This window comes from Leptospira sarikeiensis (assembly GCF_004769615.1).
GTDB classification, from domain to species: domain Bacteria; phylum Spirochaetota; class Leptospiria; order Leptospirales; family Leptospiraceae; genus Leptospira_B; species Leptospira_B sarikeiensis.
This window is the reverse complement of record NZ_RQGF01000028.1, coordinates 435,555-454,154: the sequence shown is the minus strand read 5'-3', so window position 1 is coordinate 454,154 and position 18,600 is coordinate 435,555. Positions and strand designations below refer to the sequence as shown.

The window sequence follows — 18,600 nt, the reverse complement described above, 5'->3', positions numbered from 1 at the left end:
CTAGTCTTGGTAGAGAATCTTTTACAGACGATTTTAAGAATACGTCTTGGACTGATCCGAAAGATCCGGTCCAAATCCATCGACTGAAAGGATAACCCATATTATGGCGAACCGTCGTAAGCCTCCCCGCAAAACATCCGGGAATAAAAAACAAGAATCTTCCCACAAACATCAGGGAGGAGGAAATCGCGGTCACCAACAGAAAAAAAGACCCGATCATGGGCGCTCCAATCGACACCAGCAACAGACCGTAGCCTCTAAAATTTCAGAAACAATGAAAGAGTTACCGATGAAGGCCCCTCAATCGAGCGGGAATTCCAGCACTCTTGTAAAGGTCATTGGATTTGTTGCGGTAGCATTGATCGTGTTTTTCGGATATTTTATCGTTCAGGAATATTTAGATAAGACTCCAGTTTACGGAAAACATGGATGGGACGAAGAGGCCGGGGCTCCGGTAGCTTGGGAAGACGCTGTAAGATATTGTTCTTCCCACAAAAAGAGACTTCCTGATAAGGAAGAGCTAAAGACCTTTTCTAAAAGAGCGGATAAGAAGATCAAGGCAATCGGTCTATTCTGGTCGACAAGCGCTGCCGGTGACAAAGGCGATTATATGACTGTTAATCTAGGCAGCGGCGATTTCTCCCCAAGCCCAAGCTCTAACAAATTCGCAGTAATCTGCGTGAAATAATACTTTTCTCCCCGATGAAAGGTTTCTAAAATCGGGAGCGAAAATTTAACCGATAGAATTCTCCTTAACGATCCTTTTTTTCCGACATAGTTCGGGGAAAAGTCGTAAGGAATATCCTCGAAAAGACGCGGACATATCATGCCTGTTTTAACTTTTTCTAGCGTTAGTTACTTAACCGGTTTTATAGTCTCCGGGCTTTGTGCTTTATTCCTTTTACTTCGCAAGGAAAAGTATGAGACTACTCTTCATCTGGGTTGGGTGTTTCTATATTGCGCATTACTTGAGCTTTCTTTCTTTCTTGGGACTTCCTTCTTTCATCCTCTTTCTTTTTTGCACAGATGGATATCACTTCCTGCCGCGTTTTTGCTTTGTGCACATCTTTGTTTATATTTTTTTCTGCTTAACTCCCAGGCTTCCGCTAAGACTGGAAGAATATTATTGGGGGCCGGATACGTACTTGCGTTAAGCATTTTAGTTCTACATATCATCGGAACGATCGTAGCTAAACCAGTATACGATTTCGGGGGCGGGGTTTACGACGTTGTTTATAGGACCGACGAAAGGATCATCTTTTGGTTTGGAATTATTTATATTTCCATAATATTACTTTTTGGGGTATGGAGAGGGTTCCAGGCACATAGATCCGATATCCAACTCATGGCTCTTTCTCTTTGGGTCCCATTCTTGCTTCTTTTAGGAACTACGATCCTTTTTCATTTAAAGGAGATCGCTTTACCTTTAGATAGAGCGGTCGGACTTTCTTTTTGGAATCCTATATTTTTAACTGCGTTATTTTTAGCGTGGTTAGTTCATCTACGCGCTTCCGGAGAAGCTTTTAGTCTTAGAAATCCAATTCTTCTGGGAATTATAATCCTATTATTATTCGTATTCCAAGGAAGTAGCTGGTTATTTCTCCAACCGGGTCTGGAATCATTTAATGAAACTGTGAAAGAAAGATTGAAGGCGCAAGATCTTTCTCCGGAATCTTATTCTCTTTCTCTTCAAGAAAATGACGGCTTTATTCTTTCCGCTTCCGGAGGTTTGGAGACCTCTTATTTTGCAGAATCTAAAAGAGATCTGATCTTGTCTTTTATTTGGACAAGTCCATCGTCCTTAAACAAGGAATTTCCTTCTTACGCAAAAGTTGCGGAGTCCTTTAAGGGTTCGGAGAAATATTCAGAAAGTCTAATGAGTTTTTCCAAAAGCCTGGAAAAGACCAGAAAGAAGATAAAAGCTCTTCCGTCTAGAGAAATTCGTGAGAGTATTCTGGAACAAATTTCTCCGGAAGGAAAAGAAGAAAAACTCTCCTTATTCCTAAAAATACTATCCGGATCCGTTAGAAATTCTTCCGTAGAAGGAGAAACTCTTAGGGCTTTCACGTTGGATCAAATGAGAGAGTTGATACCGGAAGGAGAACCCAGATTTAGAAGGGTTCCCGGGCTTCCTATCGGAGAATATTATTATTCTGTAATTCAAAAATCACCTGGTAAAACCCAGATGAAAGAGATCGGAATTCCGTATAAGGAATATCTATCCTTTGAGACTGGCTTATTAAAAAAACCGGTTCTTGCTTTTCTGATCTGCCTTTTGCTTTTTTCAATCGCTGCTAATTCATTCTTTTCATTCTTTATTCTTCACCCTTTGGAGAGATTATATTCTGCTCTTGAATTGGCTACGGAAGGAGATCTACAAAGAGAGCTTCATCCGGAGGCATGGGATGAGATCGGGAGTTTAGCAGATCAATTTAATCGGATGATCCAGGCAATTCGAGTAGAAGATGGGGCCGGGGCCTGGCAAAACGGAAGGAACGATCTAAGTTCAGGACCTGTGATCAATTCTTGGAGAGATATATCTGATCGAATTAAACGTACGAATTCCGTCTCTGAACTGAAAAGATTTCTTTCCGATCTACAGGGGAGCGCGGAGTCACATCCAATCCGATCCAAATTAATTTTGAAATTGGGATTGAAGATCAAAGACTATCAAACTGCATACCTTGCCGCTCAAGAATTGAGAGCAATGGGGATCGTAAAAGACCCAGAAATGCTTTTTATTCTATCTTATTGCGCAAAAAAAATAGGGGATCTCCAAGAAGCGATACAACTGTCCGAGGAATTGAGATCTATCTCTCCGGAACATACTCAGAATAATTTGCATTTGGCGGATATGTATTACCATACGGACCGTTTGGAAGATGCAAGAGACTTGGCGATCGAGATCCGTAAAGACCAAGGGCCGTCTGCTGCAGTTACGAAACTTTTGAATGCGATAGAAAAAAAAGGCGCCTAAGATAAATTGGGCTCGATGGCTTCTAAGATCCGAAAAATTTCCGGAAGATTCCAAAATTCCAAAGGTTCCTTTGTTGGGACAATCCATTTAGACCCGGAAACTGGGCTTATACAGTTCGTGCAAAAGGATATCATATTCAATTCTTCTAATGAAGAAGAGTTGGCTTTCGATCCCGAAAAATTTGTGATCTTCTCCGGCTTTGGAGATATCCATGTGCATGCAAGAGAAGATGAATCAGGAAAGCATAAATATAAGGAAGATTTTCTATCTGCAGGTTTAGCCGCGATAAATGGGGGAGTCATTCATATTGCGGATATGCCGAATAATCCGATCCCTCCTACGGACGATCAAACTTATTCTAAAAAGAGAGAACTTGCGGATCATTCTCCCGTTCGGATCACATTATACGCAGGTATTGGGCCGAATACAAAACCACTAAACTCTAATGTTCCATACAAAGCATTCATGGGGCCTTCTATTGGAGAATTATTCTTTTATTCGAACGAACAATTGGAAGATACGATCCGCCATTATAAAGGTCGTAACATCAGTTTTCATTGTGAAGATCCTGAGATCTTAGAAAAAAATCAAAACGAAACTTATCACGAAGATAGAAGACCTGCAATTGCGGAAACACTCGCTACTGATTTTGCTTTATATCTGATCGAAAAATACGAATTAATCGGTAAACTTTGTCATTATTCGACGGAAGATGGTTTAAAAAAGATCATAGATGCGAAGAAGAGGGGAGTAAATGTTAAATGTGAAGTAACTCCTACTCATTTGTATTTCGATAGAACTATGTTAACCGATGAAAACCGTCATTGGTTCCAAATGAATCCTCCTTTAAGAGGACCTGAAGACAAACATGCATTGCTTCAAGGAGTGAAAGACGGTTGGATCGATTTTTTAGCAACAGATCATGCGCCTCACTCTATCGAAGAAAAATTAAAAGGAACTTCCGGGATTTCCCAACTGGATACATTTTCTCTATTCGTAACTTGGCTTCATAAAACTGCAGGGATTTCTTTGGAGAAAATTTCTGAAATTTGTGCGGAGAATCCTGGCGACTTTGTGAATGAATTTCTTCCGAAAGAGTACGGAAAAGGATTCGGCAAATTGGAAGAAGGCTTTTGCGGAAGTTTTACAGTCTTAGATTTTCACACTCCTAACACTTTCAAAAAAGAGGATATTAAGAGTAAGAGTGGCTGGTCTCCTTTTGAAGGAGTCACTTTTCCCGGAAGTATCGTTTCGGTCATTCACCGGGGAGAAAAGGTAAAGTAGGAGAATCCGAATTTTTTCCTTCTAACTCGAGTAGGAATTTTTTTCTCCATAAACCTCCACCGTATCCTGTTAGGTCACCATTTTTGCCTACGATCCTATGGCATGGGATTAGGATCGCGATACGATTTTCGCCGTTTGCTTTTGCGACTGCTCTCACTGCATTTTTATCCCCGATCTTGATGGCCTGTGCTTCATAAGAATTCGTTTTTCCGTAAGTTACGGAATGTAATGCTTCCCAGGCTTTCTTTTGGAAATCGGTTCCGAGAACGATCAATGGGATATCGAACTCCTTTCTTTTTCCTTCGAAATATTCTTTTAATTGAGATTCTAAAATAGGGAAAAGTCGATTATCCCCATATTCGAGATCTTCTCCATATACTTTTCGGAGACGACCAAGTTGGAGTTCCAACCTTTCTTTTTCTGTGAATTCCAATAAGCAGATGCCTTCATTTACGGCTCCTGCGAGCAGGACTCCGACCGGACTTTGGATTTCTTTTAAGACCATAAGTTTTTATAAGAAGAGTATAAAAGGTTTTTTGAATTTAGCACAACCCGAAAATTGCTATAAATAGGCTCATGCTAAAATGAGAGAATTTTAGTTTGAAATCGACCCGGGACTAAAGCGGAAATAGAAGCGTTTTTGCCGATCTCAGTTCGAAGTTCGTCTAATTATAGGAAAGGAATACATGGATACCCAACTTAAAAATAAAATAGCATTAGTAACAGGATCAACCGCAGGGATCGGACTCGCCATCGCAGAAGGTCTCGCAAGAGAAGGGGCCCAAGTCATTATCAATGGGCGAACAAAAGCAAGGGTAGAAGAGGCAATTGCCTCTATTCAGAAAAAAATCCCGAATGCAAACTTACTAGGCGTAGAGGCGGATTTTTCTAACCAGAAGGAGATCAGCCAAATCGTTTCAAAATTTTCGAATGTAGATATTTTAGTGAATAATGTCGGGATCTTCGAACCGAAAGATTTCGTGGATATTCCGGATGAAGATTGGATCCGTTTTTTTGAAGTAAACGTATTAAGCGGGGTTCGTCTCTCTAGGGCATATCTTCCTTCTATGCTGCAAAAAAATTGGGGAAGGATCCTATTTATTTCAAGTGAGTCCGGTATACAGATCCCGAACGAAATGATCCACTATGGAGTAACTAAGAGCGCACAAATTTCTTTAAGTAGAGGGATTGCAGAACTTACAAAAGGAACGAATGTAACTGTGAATTCCGTTCTTCCAGGTCCGACTCGCTCGGAAGGTGTGGAAGGCTTTTTAGAAAATCTTGCAAAGCAGCAGAATGTTTCAACGGATACTGTAGAGAAAGAATTCTTTAAAAATGCAAGACCTACTTCCTTATTACAAAGATTCGCTACCGTAGAAGAGGTGGCAAATTTAGTAGTATATCTTTCTTCTCCTCTTTCTTCCGCTACGAATGGTGCCGCGCTTAGAGTAGATGGCGGAGTTGTGAAGTCGGCATTCTAATTTATGATCCAATTAAGCGTTCTTGATCAGTCTCCGATCCGAAAAGGAGGGACTGCTTACCAGGCAGTCCAGGAGACGATAGAGTTAGCGAGACTCGCAGATAAATTAGGTTACACAAGGTATTGGGTTTCCGAGCATCATAATATTCTTGGACTTGCAGGATCTTCTCCCGAAGTTTTGATCTCTCATCTTGCAGGAGAGACAAAGGGAATACGTTTGGGTTCCGGAGGTGTAATGCTCCCGAACCATAGCTCTCTTAAGGTCGCAGAAAATTTCCGGATGTTGGAGACTCTTTTTCCTGGTAGGATCGATCTAGGTCTCGGAAGAGCTCCAGGAGGAGATCGACTAACAGCCGCTATACTGAATCCTTCCAATAGTTTTGTTCAAAATGATTTTATCCAACAGTTGATGGATTTGCGGGATTTTTTGACGGATCATGCGGAACCGGATTCTATCCAACAAAAAGTAAAAGCGATCCCGGTTGCGGAAACTTGTCCTGAACTTTGGATCCTGACTTCTAGTGGAGAGAGCGCGTTAATTGCTGCTCATTTTGGAATGGCATTATCTTTCGCTCAATTTATCAATCCAACGGGTGGTTACGCTAGTATACAGGCCTATAAGGATAGATTCCAACCTTCTCCTGGTTTGCAAAGACCTCATGCGAGTGTGGGAATTTTCGTACTTTGTGCGGAGACCAAGGAAAAGGTGGATGAGCTTCAAGCAGTGATGGATAGACAACTTTTAAATATTGAAAAAGGAATTAGCGAAGGTATACTATCCTACGAGGAAATTAAACCTTATGTTTATTCCGATATGGAAAGGGTAAGGTTGCTGCATAATAGAGGTAGAATGATTGCCGGGACTCCGGATATCGTCAAAGAAAGAATATTGGATCTAACCGAGGAATATGGGATAGACGAGGTGGTTGTTTCTACCATAACCTACGATTTTAAGGATCGGATCCGCTCTTACGAACTTTTGGCGGAAGTATTTGAATTAGAAAAAAGATTATAAAAGCGTAAACTAGGGAAGTGAGAACTGGACTAGGTCCTGCTATTTGAATGCGGGACCTAGTCTTTTTTATTTAGGATTAAGCTTCCGGGTTTTCCAGAATAAGAGCGATACCTTGACCGCCTCCGATACAAAGGGAAGCGACTCCGTATTTCGCTTTTCTGCGTCTGAGTTCATAAGCCAATGTAATAGTTACTCTCGCTCCGCTTGCTCCTAGAGGGTGTCCGATCGCGACTGCTCCTCCGTTTACGTTCGTAATTTCAGGATTCAGCCCCAATTCTTTTTGAACTGCAAGGTATTGAGCTGCGAAAGCTTCGTTTACTTCCACAAGGCTCATATCGGAAAGTTTTAGTCCTGCTTTTTTAAGAGCGATTGGGATAGCAAGTGCAGGTCCAATCCCCATTTTTGCAGGATCGCAACCTGCGTGACCGTAACCTCTAATGATCGCCAAAGGTTTTTTACCGATCTTTTTTGCATAAGATGCGGAAGTCACTATGGTCGCTGCGGCTCCGTCGTTTAATCCGGACGCATTTCCAGCAGTAACAGTTCCACCTTCTCTGAATGCAGGTCTTAAGCCGGAAAGTTTTTCAATAGAAGCTGCGCCTTTGATAAATTCATCTTTTTCTAATGTAATCGGTTTTTTACCGCCGACTGTAACAGGAAGGATCTCTTCTTTGAGTCTACCCTCTAAAGTAGCTTTTTCAGCTCTTGTTTGGGAAATTCCTGCCCACTCGTCTTGCTCTGCTCTACTGATCTTGTATTGGTCCGCAAGATTTTCCGCAGTTGCTCCCATGATCAGACCTACATATTGATCAGTAAGTCCTTGTTCGAGTGAATCTTCGAATTCTGCAGAACCGTATTTGATTCCCCATCTAGCGTTACGCACGACATATGGAGCGTTGCTCATGGATTCGGATCCGCCTGCGAGAACTGCGTCAGCCTCTCCCAGATAGATTTTTTTTGCTGCTTGGATGATCGCTTCCATTCCGGATCCGCAAAGGCGATTTAATGTAAGTGCAGGTACTGTAATCGGAAGACCGGTTTTTAATCCGATATGCCTTGCGAGGTAGATTGCCTCTTTTCCTGTAGGAACAACGTTCCCAAAAATCGATTCTCCGATGTCGGATGCCGAAACTCCTGTTCTTTCCAAAAGGGATTTGGAAACTAAAACTCCTAAATCCACAGCGCTTACGTCTTTTAGAGTTCCTCCGAAATTTCCGAAGGGGGTGCGGATTCCGTCCAATAAAACTGCTTCTTCCATTTTTCCTGTCCTAAGAAATATTAAATCTTAATGCAATCGTTCGAATTACAGATCCATACGAGATACTGCCATTCCAATTTTACGTATTGGTAAGTCATACCTATTTTAGCTCGAATTCCGGGCAATGGATCGAGAAAGGCACCTCTTTTCCTTCCTTATTTATATAAAAGGAAGAATGTTTGAGTCTATAGACCCCCGGAAGATCCGTTTTTTCTGTCTGCCAAACTAGATCCATTTTGTCCTCGAATAAAGGTAAGAAAGATTTTTTGTAATAGAATTTCGTAGACCAATCGGAATCCGTATAAACGGTAATCCAGTTATCTCCTTCTTTCTTTTCTACATCGAAATAGGATTTTTGTTTGGGATAAGAAACATTCGGATTCACTGTGCTTACTTCACAATGGACCAAATCCCCGATCTTAACTTTATTTTCATTTTCAGTTTTTACTTTTGGTTCAAAGGAATTTATCTTTGAAGTTCTTGGGACTTCTGAATGTTCAACGCTTGCACTCAAATCTTTTGGAGCAATGCCTTGTTTACTTGTTTGGTTCTGTAATAAGTCTTTTGCCAATCGATCATATTCTTGTCTGAATAGATCCAAACTGAACGGGCCATGAAGGGTATGTCCGCCCTCGTATTGTTGGGTAGAATATTCTTCTTTAGTTGTAATGTATCCTGCAAAGTCATTAGTCAATCCGGATAAGGCGATCTCCTGGATCTTATCTCCTAAAACCTTTTTGATAGTGGATTTCATTCTCCTGCTGGACATCGTAGTGACTTCGTTAGGTGAAACGATGAGTGCAAAGTCTCCGATGATCGCAATTCCTAAGGGTAGAATTTGAGATAAGGACGGATCCGGTTTTGTTTCTCCCATTGGGAATAGGATCGCTTTCGGTTTCTGGCATTCTCTCAATTCATCAGTCGGGGCTTGTAGAAGTCTTGCTGCCAACCAATCGATATAAAATTTTCTGTCATTCACAGTCATCCCTTCATGGAACAACCAATGGCCGCCACCTTCTTCCGTTGAACCTGCAGCTAAAGCATAACCGTATGCGGATAAACAGGTCCTTTCGTCTTTTCCGGTTTCGGAGAATTCTTTTCTGACGATAGAGTTAGGCATATCTATGAATGATTGAGTGAATTGTAAGCCGGAAGGTAAGGCCCTCAGTTTATCACTGTTTAAGATCTGATTGCTCGCAAGATATTGGCGCTCTCCGATAATTTTCGTACTTTCGAACATATCTTTTCCAGGACCTGTATTGTTCAAATTCAGATTAGGAGTTACATCCCCTTCGTTTGCTTGGGCATAGATCGCAACAAAGTCTTTTTGTCCTTTTTTAGAAGCTTCCGATTCGGAAAGATATGCTGCGTATCCTTTATTGTCTGTAGAAACTAAATGGTTATCGAAAGTCATACTCGTAGTATGAACTCCATACCAGTTCACGAGACCGATCGCTCCACGTCTGGTATTTACCACGAGTTGGATCATTGTTGTATCCGTATTAGAGCCGTATTTGTTTCTTTCTTCTTTCGGGTTCGCTTCGTATGCTGTTACGGATCTATTTACTCCTGCACCTTCTACGTTTGTTGTTCCGATCAATAATTGAGCAGGTTCTTTTTTGGAATAGGCTTCCTTTACAGATTGAACAATACCGTTTACGATCACATTGTAATATTCCGGGAAAAATTTGGTAGTATATATGGAATTTTTAATATAATGGAAAAATCCAGCAGGAGCACTATGCGTATGAGAGGCGTTTAATAGAACATTTGCCAGATTAAAATTTGGATCCACTTCCTTTTGTAATCTTGCTACCACATCCCTTTGGACTTCATGAGGAACTCCACCTAATTCGGCGGTAACATACGCGAGAATTTTGCCGCTCTTTTTGTCCTTCAAGACTAAAGCTCTTGCGAATTGCCTGAGATGGATCCCTTCTCCTTTTTGTCCCTCCTGGGCATATCCCCAGAACATGATCCCGATCGAAGGGCCTGTAATATCCGCTTTGGACATTCCCGCTTCGAAATTAAAATCCTTTAATTGTGGCTTTGCGGTTCCTGAAAATGCAGGCTCTAAACCAAACAAAATGAGAATCGATAAGGAAACGATTATGGAAGAAAACTTTTTCAAGGTGCACCCTCCTTCGGGGATCTGTTCTAGAAATTATATTAAGAAATTTGAATGTATCTCTTATTCTACTATTTCCGCGACTGGGAAAGTAAGATTGAAAGGTAAGGCACTGACCCCTGTTTTCATTCCTCCACCTTTGATGAAGTCTGGAAAAACAGTCTCATCGGACCAAACGGATTCGATTCTTGCAAATTTACCTTTGCCTTTTCCAATGAATGCAGTGCTTAATTTGGATCCATCATCCGCTTTTTGAAGAAGAACATAAGGAAGAATGGATGTGCTGATTGGAAAATTAAATCCTAAGGAGCGGATCTTGATCTTGAAAAAAGTTTTTCCATCTCTGGAAACTTCTATCTTTGTCACTGAACCTTCTTTTTTCCAAACGAAGTCCGCTCTTTCTTTCGGGATCGCCCAATTTCTGATCCCTTCTTCTACTGATGTTTGGCTGGAAACAAAGATCCGCGTGATCCTTTTGTATTTTGAATCTTTAAATTCAAAATTGCCCGGAATATATAAAAGTTCGTAATAAGGTCCGACGTCTGACCTTTCGTAGTTCACTAACATCAAAGAACCTAGTCCGCCGGTATAAGACTTCCTATCTTCTTCATCTAAAAACGCCATTTCCATATTGTAGGACTTCCTACCGAAAAGGGGAAAAAGGAAACCTTCGCCGGTTAAGGACCAAGGGGCCGGAAAATGTCTCTTATTGGATGGGGTTTTGCTCTTAGAGTTTATGGCTTTTTTGAGGGATTGTTGTGTAGTTTTTGAGGCTTTGGACTTAGGTTTTGCCTTGGAGGCGGCCGTTGATTTCATTCTAGGAACCCGTTTCTATATTTTTTGTATCCTATCTTGTGAAAATCCCCAAATTTGAAAAGGAAACTCTTGAACATCCTGCCCATTTTTGGGATAACTGGACATGGCGGACGATATTCGAACCGTTCTCGGCTTTCGAATAGCATCCCGAAGGCAAAAAGTATGACTGCAGTAGCTACGCGTCCCAGAAGACGCACTAGAAATAGTTTAAATAAAGAATCCATTGTCCAAGCGGCCTTGGATATATTGAACGAAGAGGGAATCGACGGACTTTCGATGAGAAGGATCGCCGAAAAATTAGATTGTAGTGTAGCGAGCCCTTACTCGCATTTTAAAAGCCAACAGGATATTATAAAGATTATCATCTCTCAGGGAGAGGCTCAATTGACCGAGACCTTGAGAGCATCCAGATTAAATGGCACTTCTTGTTATGAAAAATTGACTTTGATCGCAAGAGCCTATTATGATTTTTCCGGAAACAATCAGGAATTGCATAAGGTAATGTTCAATACTGTTCATGGCCATATGCACAGGAAAGCGTTCCCTAAATTACCGACCAGTTACCGCGTATTCTTAGAGACCATCCGCGCAGGTGTTAGATCCAAAGAGTTCAGAATTAAAGAAGAAGATTATCCTTCTTTAGCTAGGACAATGTATTCTTGGATGTATGGGATCATCGTTCTGGATATGACCGGAATGTTGAAAAAAAGAGGGATGGGAGATCCTCTCGACGAAGGATTTTTATTTTTCCGTAAAATACTTTTAGGCGAAGAATGAGAAAGAAACTAACTCTTTCTGCGGTAGGATTGATACTCATCATTCTTACCGCTCTTCCATTTGTTCGCTCTCGTGAAAAAGTAGAATTAAACGAGAACGTTCGAACCAATACCAGCGGACAATATGCGAAGTTATCTTCCGGCATAACTCATTACGAGTTATCCGGACCAGAAAAAGGAAAACTAGTCGTTTTAGTTCACGGGTTTTCCACTCCTTATTTTATTTGGGATCCTGTTCAAAAATATCTGAATGCAGGAGGATATCGGGTCTTAAGATTCGATCTTTATGGTCGTGGTTATTCTGACAGACCGGATGCAGTCTATAATCTGGACCTATTTCGAAATCAGATTATAGATCTATTAGATTTTCTGCATATATCTGGGTCTTTCGATCTTATGGGGCTTTCTATGGGAGGTCCGATCGTTGCTAATTTTACTTCCAAACATCCTGATCGTGTTAGAAATATTGTCTTACTAGATCCGTTTACTGCAAAAGCGAATACGTTTCCTCTCGGTATTCCTTTAGTCGGAGAATATTTGAATTCGGTCGTCTATGTTCCTTCTCTTCCCAAAGGGATCTCTGCGGATTTCGTGGATCCGTCTAAGGTTCCGGGAGATTGGGTGGAAAAATACGAAACTCAGTTGAGTTTTAAAGGATTTAGCAGAGCGATCCTATCCACGATCCGAAATATCATTTCAATAGAACCTAAACCAGAATTTGAAAATCTCGCCTTAACTAAGAAACCTGTTTTGGTTTTTTGGGGAGACCAAGATCATACGACTCCGTTGGAAAAAGGAGAATATGTGAAAGAACTTTTAAAGGCAAAATTCGTTTTGGTAAAAGATGCAGGACATCTTCCTCATATAGAACAGCCGGATACAGTGTTACCGGCCATCTATGAGTTCATTTCTAAATAATATTAATATTTAGCGAGAGAAGGATCCACTTCGTCGGAGTAGAAAAGAATTCCGCCTTCCAAATTGAATACTTTGGAAAATCCGGAAGATTTTAATAGTCCGCAAGCGTTTGCGGATCTCGCTCCTGAGCGGCAATACACTACCACTTCCTTTCCGGAAGATTTCCAAGGATCCAGCTCTCCGATCCTTGCAGGAAGATCCGCAACAGGGATCAAAAGATCAGTGCCTTCGATCGTTGCGATCTCTTGCTCATTCGGATTTCTTACATCCAATAGATAGAAGTCGTCGTTTCCTGATTTTCTTGCGTCTAGTCTAGTTTTTAATTCTTTAGGATTCATTCGGTCTCCTTGATATGATACGATTATACCGCTGAAGAAAGTTCTTCCATTTCGATCTGAAGTTTTTCCCAGGTTTCTGTCAAACGAGAGATTTCTTTTTTGGTCTCGTTGTAATTATCCAATTCCATTTGGTAACTACGCTTTTTATAGAATTCAGGGTCTGCCAGAAGTTCTTCGGAATTCGTTTTATTCTTTTCTAATAGAGCGATCTTGCCTTCGATTTGTTCGATCTCTTTCTGTAATTTTTTAACTCTATTTTTGTCTGCGTTCTTTTGAGATCTGGATTTGTTTTCTTCGTTTTGAGTTCCGGATTTGGCCTGAGGTCGGATGAAACCTCCCTCTGCTTCCAGTTCTTCCGGTGGGAATCTAAGATAATCGGAGAAACTCGTATTTAGATCTTTAACTTTTCCATTAGAGACGGAGACGGTTCTTGTGCAAAGGTCCTTTAAGAAATCCGGATCGTGAGAGATTACAAGAACAGCTCCCGGATAGGCCTGCAAAGCCCTCTTCAAATTATCTCTTACCACCAAATCCAAATGGTTGGTAGGCTCATCCAAGAATAAGGTATTCGAACCAAAACGAACTAAAAGTGCGAGCCTAAGTCTACTTTGTTCTCCCCCGGAAAGAAGGCTTACCTTTTTGAAAACTCTATCATCGCTGAAGGAAAAATATCCGAGTAGTTTCCTTGCTTCCACATCCGCAAGATCCGGATAAACTGAAAGGACAGTTTCTAAAAGATTTTTTTCAGGATCCAAATGTTCATGATGGTTCTGAGAAAAATAACCGATTTTTGTTTTTGGGCCGAAGGTCACAGATCCGCTGGTTAATTTATGAATTCCTAATATATTTCTGAGAAAAGTAGATTTACCCGCCCCGTTTGGTCCTATGATCGCTATCTTATCTCCGTTGGAAACATGTAGCTCTGCATTCGAAAAAATATCTTTATTCGAATTCTCATATGCGAAGGATGCATTTTCGATCCTAAAGGAAAGGTTTCCGCAGGGAATATAATTAAATGTGTATTCGGTTTTGGAGTTCCAGAAAGAATCCTCAGGAGCTTCTACCTTATCTCTTTTTTCCAGTTTTTTGATTACGCTCTGGACTTGTTTTGCCTTTGTTGCTTTGGATCTGAACCGTTCTATCCATTCGGTTCTTTTCTTGAGATATGCTTCTTCTTTTTTGAATTGAACTCTTAGTTTGTCTAAAAGTTCATTTTTCTGTTCGAAGTATTCTTCTAAGGTTCCTTTAAATTCGATCACTCCGGAAGGATTCAGTTCTGCAATCGTATCCGTGGTCGCATTTAAAAATTCAGGATCGTGAGTAACAAGTACGAAGGAACGATTTGTATCCACAAGATATTCTGCAAGCCATGCCTTGGATGCATGATCCAAATGGTTGGTAGGCTCATCCAAGAGTAGAAGGTTTCCCGGATTTAGGATCGCGATAGCAAGTCCCAATCTATGTTGGTATCCGGGAGAAAATTCTTTTACCTTCATCTCCATTTGATCGTTGGAGAAACCTAAGCCCCCGATGATCTTTTTTGCCTGAGCTTCTAGTTCGTGAACTCCGTAAGTAAATGCGTATTCTTCTAGAGAACTTTGTTCTTCCAGTAGAGAATTGAATTCGGAAGAATCATGATCCGTTTTATCCATTCTCGCATGGATATCATTCGCACGTTTTATATATTCGTTATAATGTTTATGTTTGGAAAGTGCAGTATCGATCACCTTCGCTTCGAAATTGAAATCCGGGATTTGTTGGAAGAGTGAAATTTCTGTATGTTTGGACTTACTAACGAGACCTTCTTCCGGGTTTAATTCTCCCACGGCCATTCTGAATAACGTGGATTTGCCAGAACCGTTCGGCCCGACTAAGGCGATTTTGGATCCGGGCTTTATATGCCAGGAGAAGTTTTCGAAAAGTGTGGAGCTACCGAACCGGTGCTTTATATCGATGAATTGTAGCATGGTTCCCGGAATTTTGGAGGTCCCTCCGCACGAGTCTGCGGAGGGAAAAAAGGGTTTTGAAAGTAGTGCTTACTTCTTTTTAGCGAGTTCTTCTTTTCTCGCTTTAAGATGTTGTACGTACTTGCTCGTTTCCCCGTTCATCTTCTCGACTGCGTCTTTTAAAGCTTGGTCAAGCTCTCCGGCGCTCATCTTGTTGATTTTCTTGTTTTTCTTTTCGGCTGTCTCTTCAGACATAGGTACCTTCCGATGCGTTCGTATTGCCAAAATTTACGGAAATACCCTGTTCGACAACCTATTTTGCCCGGAAGGGAAGGGATAGTTCCTACATAGAACATAAATTAGAATGGAAATAAGTCAGGATTTAGGTTCCTATGTGACTTAAATCCATGCTCTATCATCTTTTCCAAACGAAAGAAGGTTTAGGCCCGATTTTCATACGACTTGGCCTTGCGATTTGTATCTTCCCACATGGTGCCCAAAAAGCTTTAGGTTGGTTCGAAGGTTCCGGCTTTTATACCGCCATGGACTATTTCACATCTACCTTAGGAGCTCCTTATTTCCTGGGGGTTCTTGCGATCGGTTTTGAATTCATCGGAACGGTCTTTTTGGTGTTCGGATTTTTAACCAGGCTTTCCGCTTTGGGGATCGCGATCACTTTGACTGTCGCCGGATTTACTCACCAAGAATACGGATTTTTTATGAATTGGTTCGGGGACAAAGGTGGAGAAGGTTTCGAATACCATATTCTCGCAGTGTCTGCAGCCTTATCCTTATTCTTTAGGGGAGCAGGTTCTTTTTCTTTCGATAAAAAATTGGGAGAATGGATAGTTTAAGAGAAGGTATAAAAAAACCCGGGAGGTGTAGCCCGGGTTTTAAGAAATCATCTATTTAAAGTTTTCTTAATAAATGATCTTTTCTACCGAATTTTCATCCAGGATATAAGATCCTTTTAAGGTTTGAACGATCAGTTTTCCTTTTTTCTGGGAAACGACCACACCTCTGATCTCACGTCCGTCTTTCATGATGATATGCTCGATACTTTTATCGTAAATTTCTTCCAACTCTTGTTCGGTCTTAGCAGTTTTAAGGTTTTGAGTAGTTTCTAAAACCTCTTTGTCTAAACCGTTCAAGTTCTTGCGCATATCGCCGTATTCAGGCTCTTCGGATTTAACTCTTCTTAGATCTTGGATCACTTCTACTTTTTCACTGGTTACGATGATCAAACCACCAGTGATTAAAGCTCTTCCAGTCTTATCATGAATAAGAGGAGTCACTTCGACTGCACCATCCACTACAAATACGGTGGATTCTTTATCCGAAGCAGTCACTTCGAAAGAAGTTCCTCGAACCGCAGCAACTACAGTAGGAGTATCTACGAAGTAATTTGCGTTCTTCTTTTCCTTTTCTACAAGGTTCAGGATCTTTCCTGACATTAAGGAAATTCTGATTTGAGAAGCTTCGGTTTGTCTTAGACTTTTAAGTACTAATTCGGAATTTTCTTTTAAACGAATTACGCTGGAATCGGTAAGGCCGATATCGATAGACCCACCTTTACCGGTTACGATCCTATCGCCTTCGCTAAGAACATCACCTAAATGTAATGCAACAGGACCTTCCTTAATGGATTTAGCGTCCCCTTTAACGAACACGACTGCAGCTTTTAAAAGAGTTCCTTCTGAAACAGGAGCTTCTTCTTTTTTGAGAACCGTAAAATAAGTTCCGACTCCGATGCCTACGAATAAGATAGCTGCCGCAGCTAAAAACCAAACCTTATTCTTGGAGCCGTTCAATTGAACTACGTTATCCTTGGTAGGAGATTGCATGATATTTGCCTCCACAGAGAAGCGAGGAGACATGCCGATCCAATTAGGATCGAAATCGGGGGCCTTGGAATTCGGAAGAGTCTTTTTGAGGAGCTCTGCGAATGTTTGGAATTCTGAGTTCATTCTGTCCATCCTCTACCGTTTTCTAATCCCGGGCCTGTTTGCCGTGTCCTGCCCGCTCAGTTGGATCAACAAACTGAAGGAAAGTACCTTGCTCGTTTTTTTGAGTGGGGATGGCTTTTTTGACGAAATGAATCACTTGTTCGAAATACATAATTTAGTAAAAATCCTAAGATTTTAAAAAAGAAGAAGGTTGTAGCCCTTTCTTTTTTCCTTCCTGTAAGAGTTGTTTTTCTGCTCTTTCTAACAGTCTGGAGACCCCTGATACGGATAGATCCAATACGGATGCTATCTCTTCTAACTTGCAGCCTTGTGTGTAACGTAACTCAATAGCTGTCTTTTGTTCTTCCGGCAGGGTGTTTAATAGTTCGCTTACGATTTTTCCGAGATTTTGGGCTTCCATCTCGTCCAGGACCTGGCTTTCAGGCCCCTGTCCTTTAGATCCGAATAAGGACGATGTCTCTTCTCCAACGAGAGCAACGTTCTTTTGATAATAGGACTTCCCATGATTAATCATTAGATTCCGGGAGATACGGAATAGGATCATTCGGGAGACTTGCTCATCCGGAAGTTCTTTGCCCGAATAATGTTTAAAAAAGTTCAAAAAGGTGTCTTGTAATAGATCCAGAGCTGTCGATTCATCTTGAACAGAGCGCCGAATAAATGAAAACAAGTGATCCTTATTTTTATTGTATAGTTTTTCGAAAAACAAGGTTTCAGACACGGTAGAATAGAAATTTTTTTCTATTGGTCTTTTTTCAAGTAAATTCGGTTTTTTCTTGTAGAAAGCAATCCGTTTTAAAACGGTTATAGCCAGACAATTTTGGTGTCTGTAATCCTAGATCGAAGGGATTTAACAAAATCATGCCTTATCGTTGGCTTTTTGCAATTTGTTTCCTAACCGTTACGACCTCTATTTTCGGCTCTAGCCTAACCTTAAAAAATGGAAAGGTGCTGAATGGAAAGGTTGTAAACCAAACTCGTACAGAAGTTCAGATCGAAGTGGATGGAAAGGTTCTAACCATTCCAAAGACAGAGATTGCTGAATTGAACTTAAAAGACACTCCTAAGCAGGAAGTAAAAAAAGATCCTGTTAAACCCAAGGAAGAGCCCAAAAAAACGGAAGAAGAAGTCGTCCAGAGATGGTACCAAAAGCCTCGCTGGAACTATACTCTAAAATCTGCAGTGGTTCCGGGTTGGGGGATTTGGAAGGGTGAGAAAAAATACGTGGCAGCGGCAGCATTTGTGGCAGTTGTAGGGATCGCGTATAAGGTAGTCGATACCCAGCAAGATTTTTCCGCGGCAAGGAACGATTATAAGTCAAATGCAACAAATTATTTCGCATTTGCCTTGCAAGATCCTGTCTTATCCTTACCGGCAAATACACCTCAGCGCTTGATCGGGGCTTTCTTAGTTAATAAAGGTTCTTTCAATCATTACCAAAATTTGGCTGGGGAAGGAAATAATTATCAGTATCTACTCGGGATTGCATACGGTTTGCAGTTATTCTACTCTTATTATCTAGGGGTGAAAGCAGAGCAGGGAGCTGCAGAAGGTCCTAGCTCCGGTTTTAGATTCAGCTTTGCTCCGTCTTACCAACCGATGACAGTCGGAGGAAACGGACTCGGTTGGAACGGAGAACTCAAATACGAGATCCGCTATTAAGATCTAAAGTCGCTCTCTAAGTATGAGAACGACTT

The 18,600-nt window shown here is 41.1% G+C and carries 18 protein-coding genes; 9 read left to right on the top strand and 9 right to left on the bottom strand.

The features are described from left to right. The first annotated feature begins 103 nt into the window (after positions 1-103). The 3 genes from EHQ64_RS13325 (at position 104) to EHQ64_RS13315 (ending at position 4,261) form a co-directional block, all read left to right on the top strand. The gene (locus tag EHQ64_RS13325; RefSeq protein ID WP_135649976.1) at positions 104-688 is read left to right on the top strand and encodes an LIC_10572 family protein; all 585 of its coding nucleotides are present in this window, start codon (positions 104-106) and stop codon (positions 686-688) included. Positions 689-826: 138 nt separating this feature from the next. Then, positions 827-2,977 (top strand): tetratricopeptide repeat protein, encoded by a 2,151-nt coding sequence (locus EHQ64_RS13320; RefSeq protein WP_135649974.1) that lies wholly within the window; start codon positions 827-829, stop codon positions 2,975-2,977. 15 nt (positions 2,978-2,992) lie between these two features. Continuing rightward, positions 2,993-4,261 (top strand): amidohydrolase family protein, encoded by a 1,269-nt coding sequence (locus EHQ64_RS13315; protein WP_135649972.1) that lies wholly within the window; start codon positions 2,993-2,995, stop codon positions 4,259-4,261. Here EHQ64_RS13315 and EHQ64_RS13310 read toward each other — a convergent pair. Then, positions 4,233-4,766 (bottom strand): methylated-DNA--[protein]-cysteine S-methyltransferase, encoded by a 534-nt coding sequence (locus tag EHQ64_RS13310; RefSeq protein ID WP_135649970.1) that lies wholly within the window; start codon positions 4,764-4,766, stop codon positions 4,233-4,235. The genes EHQ64_RS13315 and EHQ64_RS13310 overlap by 29 nt on opposite strands. Positions 4,767-4,947: 181 nt before the next feature. Between EHQ64_RS13310 and EHQ64_RS13305 the strand changes: the two genes are divergently transcribed. Next, a complete protein-coding gene (locus EHQ64_RS13305) occupies positions 4,948-5,742 on the top strand; it encodes an SDR family NAD(P)-dependent oxidoreductase (RefSeq protein WP_135649969.1) in 795 nt (264 codons plus the stop codon). 3 nt (positions 5,743-5,745) lie between these two features. Continuing rightward, positions 5,746-6,756 carry an LLM class flavin-dependent oxidoreductase gene (locus EHQ64_RS13300; RefSeq protein WP_135649967.1) on the top strand — a complete coding sequence of 337 codons (1,011 nt, stop codon included), beginning with the start codon at positions 5,746-5,748 and terminating at the stop codon, positions 6,754-6,756. A gap of 76 nt (positions 6,757-6,832) precedes the next feature. On the opposite strand, the gene EHQ64_RS13295 is transcribed toward EHQ64_RS13300, so the two are convergent. The 3 genes from EHQ64_RS13295 to EHQ64_RS13285 form a co-directional block, all read right to left on the bottom strand. Beyond that, positions 6,833-8,014 carry an acetyl-CoA C-acetyltransferase gene (locus EHQ64_RS13295; protein ID WP_135649965.1) on the bottom strand — a complete coding sequence of 394 codons (1,182 nt, stop codon included), beginning with the start codon at positions 8,012-8,014 and terminating at the stop codon, positions 6,833-6,835. 100 nt (positions 8,015-8,114) lie between these two features. Beyond that, positions 8,115-10,145: a neutral/alkaline non-lysosomal ceramidase N-terminal domain-containing protein gene (locus EHQ64_RS13290; RefSeq protein WP_135649964.1), complete on the bottom strand. Its 2,031-nt coding sequence runs from the start codon at positions 10,143-10,145 to the stop codon at positions 8,115-8,117. Between the two features lie 60 nt (positions 10,146-10,205). Beyond that, the gene (locus tag EHQ64_RS13285) at positions 10,206-10,958 is read right to left on the bottom strand and encodes an acetoacetate decarboxylase family protein (protein WP_135649962.1); all 753 of its coding nucleotides are present in this window, start codon (positions 10,956-10,958) and stop codon (positions 10,206-10,208) included. A 162-nt stretch (positions 10,959-11,120) separates the two neighbouring features. Between EHQ64_RS13285 and EHQ64_RS13280 the strand changes: the two genes are divergently transcribed. Continuing rightward, positions 11,121-11,735, top strand: a complete 615-nt coding sequence (locus tag EHQ64_RS13280) for a TetR/AcrR family transcriptional regulator (protein WP_135649956.1) — start codon at positions 11,121-11,123, stop codon at positions 11,733-11,735. Beyond that, on the top strand, positions 11,732-12,652 hold the full coding sequence (locus EHQ64_RS13275) for an alpha/beta fold hydrolase (protein ID WP_135649954.1): 921 nt from the start codon (positions 11,732-11,734) through the stop codon (positions 12,650-12,652). Before EHQ64_RS13280 ends, EHQ64_RS13275 begins: the two co-directional genes overlap by 4 nt. Positions 12,653-12,654: 2 nt before the next feature. Here EHQ64_RS13275 and EHQ64_RS13270 read toward each other — a convergent pair whose 3' ends face one another. From EHQ64_RS13270 to EHQ64_RS20245, 3 genes are all read right to left on the bottom strand, one after another. Then, the gene (locus EHQ64_RS13270; RefSeq protein ID WP_135649952.1) at positions 12,655-12,990 is read right to left on the bottom strand and encodes a rhodanese-like domain-containing protein; all 336 of its coding nucleotides are present in this window, start codon (positions 12,988-12,990) and stop codon (positions 12,655-12,657) included. A 23-nt stretch (positions 12,991-13,013) separates the two neighbouring features. Beyond that, positions 13,014-14,957 carry an ABC-F family ATP-binding cassette domain-containing protein gene (locus tag EHQ64_RS13265; RefSeq protein ID WP_135649950.1) on the bottom strand — a complete coding sequence of 648 codons (1,944 nt, stop codon included), beginning with the start codon at positions 14,955-14,957 and terminating at the stop codon, positions 13,014-13,016. 69 nt (positions 14,958-15,026) lie between these two features. Continuing rightward, a complete protein-coding gene (locus tag EHQ64_RS20245; protein ID WP_165780449.1) occupies positions 15,027-15,191 on the bottom strand; it encodes a hypothetical protein in 165 nt (54 codons plus the stop codon). A 152-nt stretch (positions 15,192-15,343) separates the two neighbouring features. Between EHQ64_RS20245 and EHQ64_RS13260 the strand changes: the two genes are divergently transcribed. Then, positions 15,344-15,790, top strand: coding sequence for a DoxX family protein (locus EHQ64_RS13260; RefSeq protein ID WP_135649949.1), 447 nt, complete (start codon positions 15,344-15,346; stop codon positions 15,788-15,790). A gap of 66 nt (positions 15,791-15,856) precedes the next feature. On the opposite strand, the gene EHQ64_RS13255 is transcribed toward EHQ64_RS13260, so the two are convergent. Both EHQ64_RS13255 and EHQ64_RS13250 read right to left on the bottom strand, forming a co-directional pair. After that, complete coding sequence (locus EHQ64_RS13255; RefSeq protein ID WP_135649947.1) at positions 15,857-16,912, bottom strand: FecR family protein; 1,056 nt, start codon at positions 16,910-16,912, stop codon at positions 15,857-15,859. 157 nt (positions 16,913-17,069) lie between these two features. Further along, the gene (locus tag EHQ64_RS13250; RefSeq protein ID WP_425460426.1) at positions 17,070-17,624 is read right to left on the bottom strand and encodes an RNA polymerase sigma factor; all 555 of its coding nucleotides are present in this window, start codon (positions 17,622-17,624) and stop codon (positions 17,070-17,072) included. Positions 17,625-17,764: 140 nt separating this feature from the next. Between EHQ64_RS13250 and EHQ64_RS13245 the strand changes: the two genes are divergently transcribed. Next, on the top strand, positions 17,765-18,565 hold the full coding sequence (locus tag EHQ64_RS13245) for an LA_0442/LA_0875 N-terminal domain-containing protein (RefSeq protein ID WP_135649945.1): 801 nt from the start codon (positions 17,765-17,767) through the stop codon (positions 18,563-18,565). Positions 18,566-18,600: the final 35 nt, after the last annotated feature.

What these genes read in the sequence shown, in the direction of transcription:
- EHQ64_RS13270 (WP_135649952.1), bottom strand. Translation starts at nt 12,990, where the DNA reads ATGAATCCTAAAGAATTAAAAACTAGACTAGACGCAAGAAAATCAGGA.
- EHQ64_RS13305 (WP_135649969.1), top strand. Translation starts at nt 4,948, where the DNA reads ATGGATACCCAACTTAAAAATAAAATAGCATTAGTAACAGGATCAACC.
- EHQ64_RS13245 (WP_135649945.1), top strand. Translation starts at nt 17,765, where the DNA reads ATGCCTTATCGTTGGCTTTTTGCAATTTGTTTCCTAACCGTTACGACC.
- EHQ64_RS13295 (WP_135649965.1), bottom strand. Translation starts at nt 8,014, where the DNA reads ATGGAAGAAGCAGTTTTATTGGACGGAATCCGCACCCCCTTCGGAAAT.
- EHQ64_RS13310 (WP_135649970.1), bottom strand. Translation starts at nt 4,766, where the DNA reads ATGGTCTTAAAAGAAATCCAAAGTCCGGTCGGAGTCCTGCTCGCAGGA.
- EHQ64_RS13260 (WP_135649949.1), top strand. Translation starts at nt 15,344, where the DNA reads ATGCTCTATCATCTTTTCCAAACGAAAGAAGGTTTAGGCCCGATTTTC.
- EHQ64_RS13275 (WP_135649954.1), top strand. Translation starts at nt 11,732, where the DNA reads ATGAGAAAGAAACTAACTCTTTCTGCGGTAGGATTGATACTCATCATT.
- EHQ64_RS13325 (WP_135649976.1), top strand. Translation starts at nt 104, where the DNA reads ATGGCGAACCGTCGTAAGCCTCCCCGCAAAACATCCGGGAATAAAAAA.
- EHQ64_RS13300 (WP_135649967.1), top strand. Translation starts at nt 5,746, where the DNA reads ATGATCCAATTAAGCGTTCTTGATCAGTCTCCGATCCGAAAAGGAGGG.
- EHQ64_RS13315 (WP_135649972.1), top strand. Translation starts at nt 2,993, where the DNA reads ATGGCTTCTAAGATCCGAAAAATTTCCGGAAGATTCCAAAATTCCAAA.
- EHQ64_RS13280 (WP_135649956.1), top strand. Translation starts at nt 11,121, where the DNA reads ATGACTGCAGTAGCTACGCGTCCCAGAAGACGCACTAGAAATAGTTTA.
- EHQ64_RS20245 (WP_165780449.1), bottom strand. Translation starts at nt 15,191, where the DNA reads ATGTCTGAAGAGACAGCCGAAAAGAAAAACAAGAAAATCAACAAGATG.
- EHQ64_RS13285 (WP_135649962.1), bottom strand. Translation starts at nt 10,958, where the DNA reads ATGAAATCAACGGCCGCCTCCAAGGCAAAACCTAAGTCCAAAGCCTCA.
- EHQ64_RS13255 (WP_135649947.1), bottom strand. Translation starts at nt 16,912, where the DNA reads ATGGACAGAATGAACTCAGAATTCCAAACATTCGCAGAGCTCCTCAAA.
- EHQ64_RS13320 (WP_135649974.1), top strand. Translation starts at nt 827, where the DNA reads ATGCCTGTTTTAACTTTTTCTAGCGTTAGTTACTTAACCGGTTTTATA.
- EHQ64_RS13265 (WP_135649950.1), bottom strand. Translation starts at nt 14,957, where the DNA reads ATGCTACAATTCATCGATATAAAGCACCGGTTCGGTAGCTCCACACTT.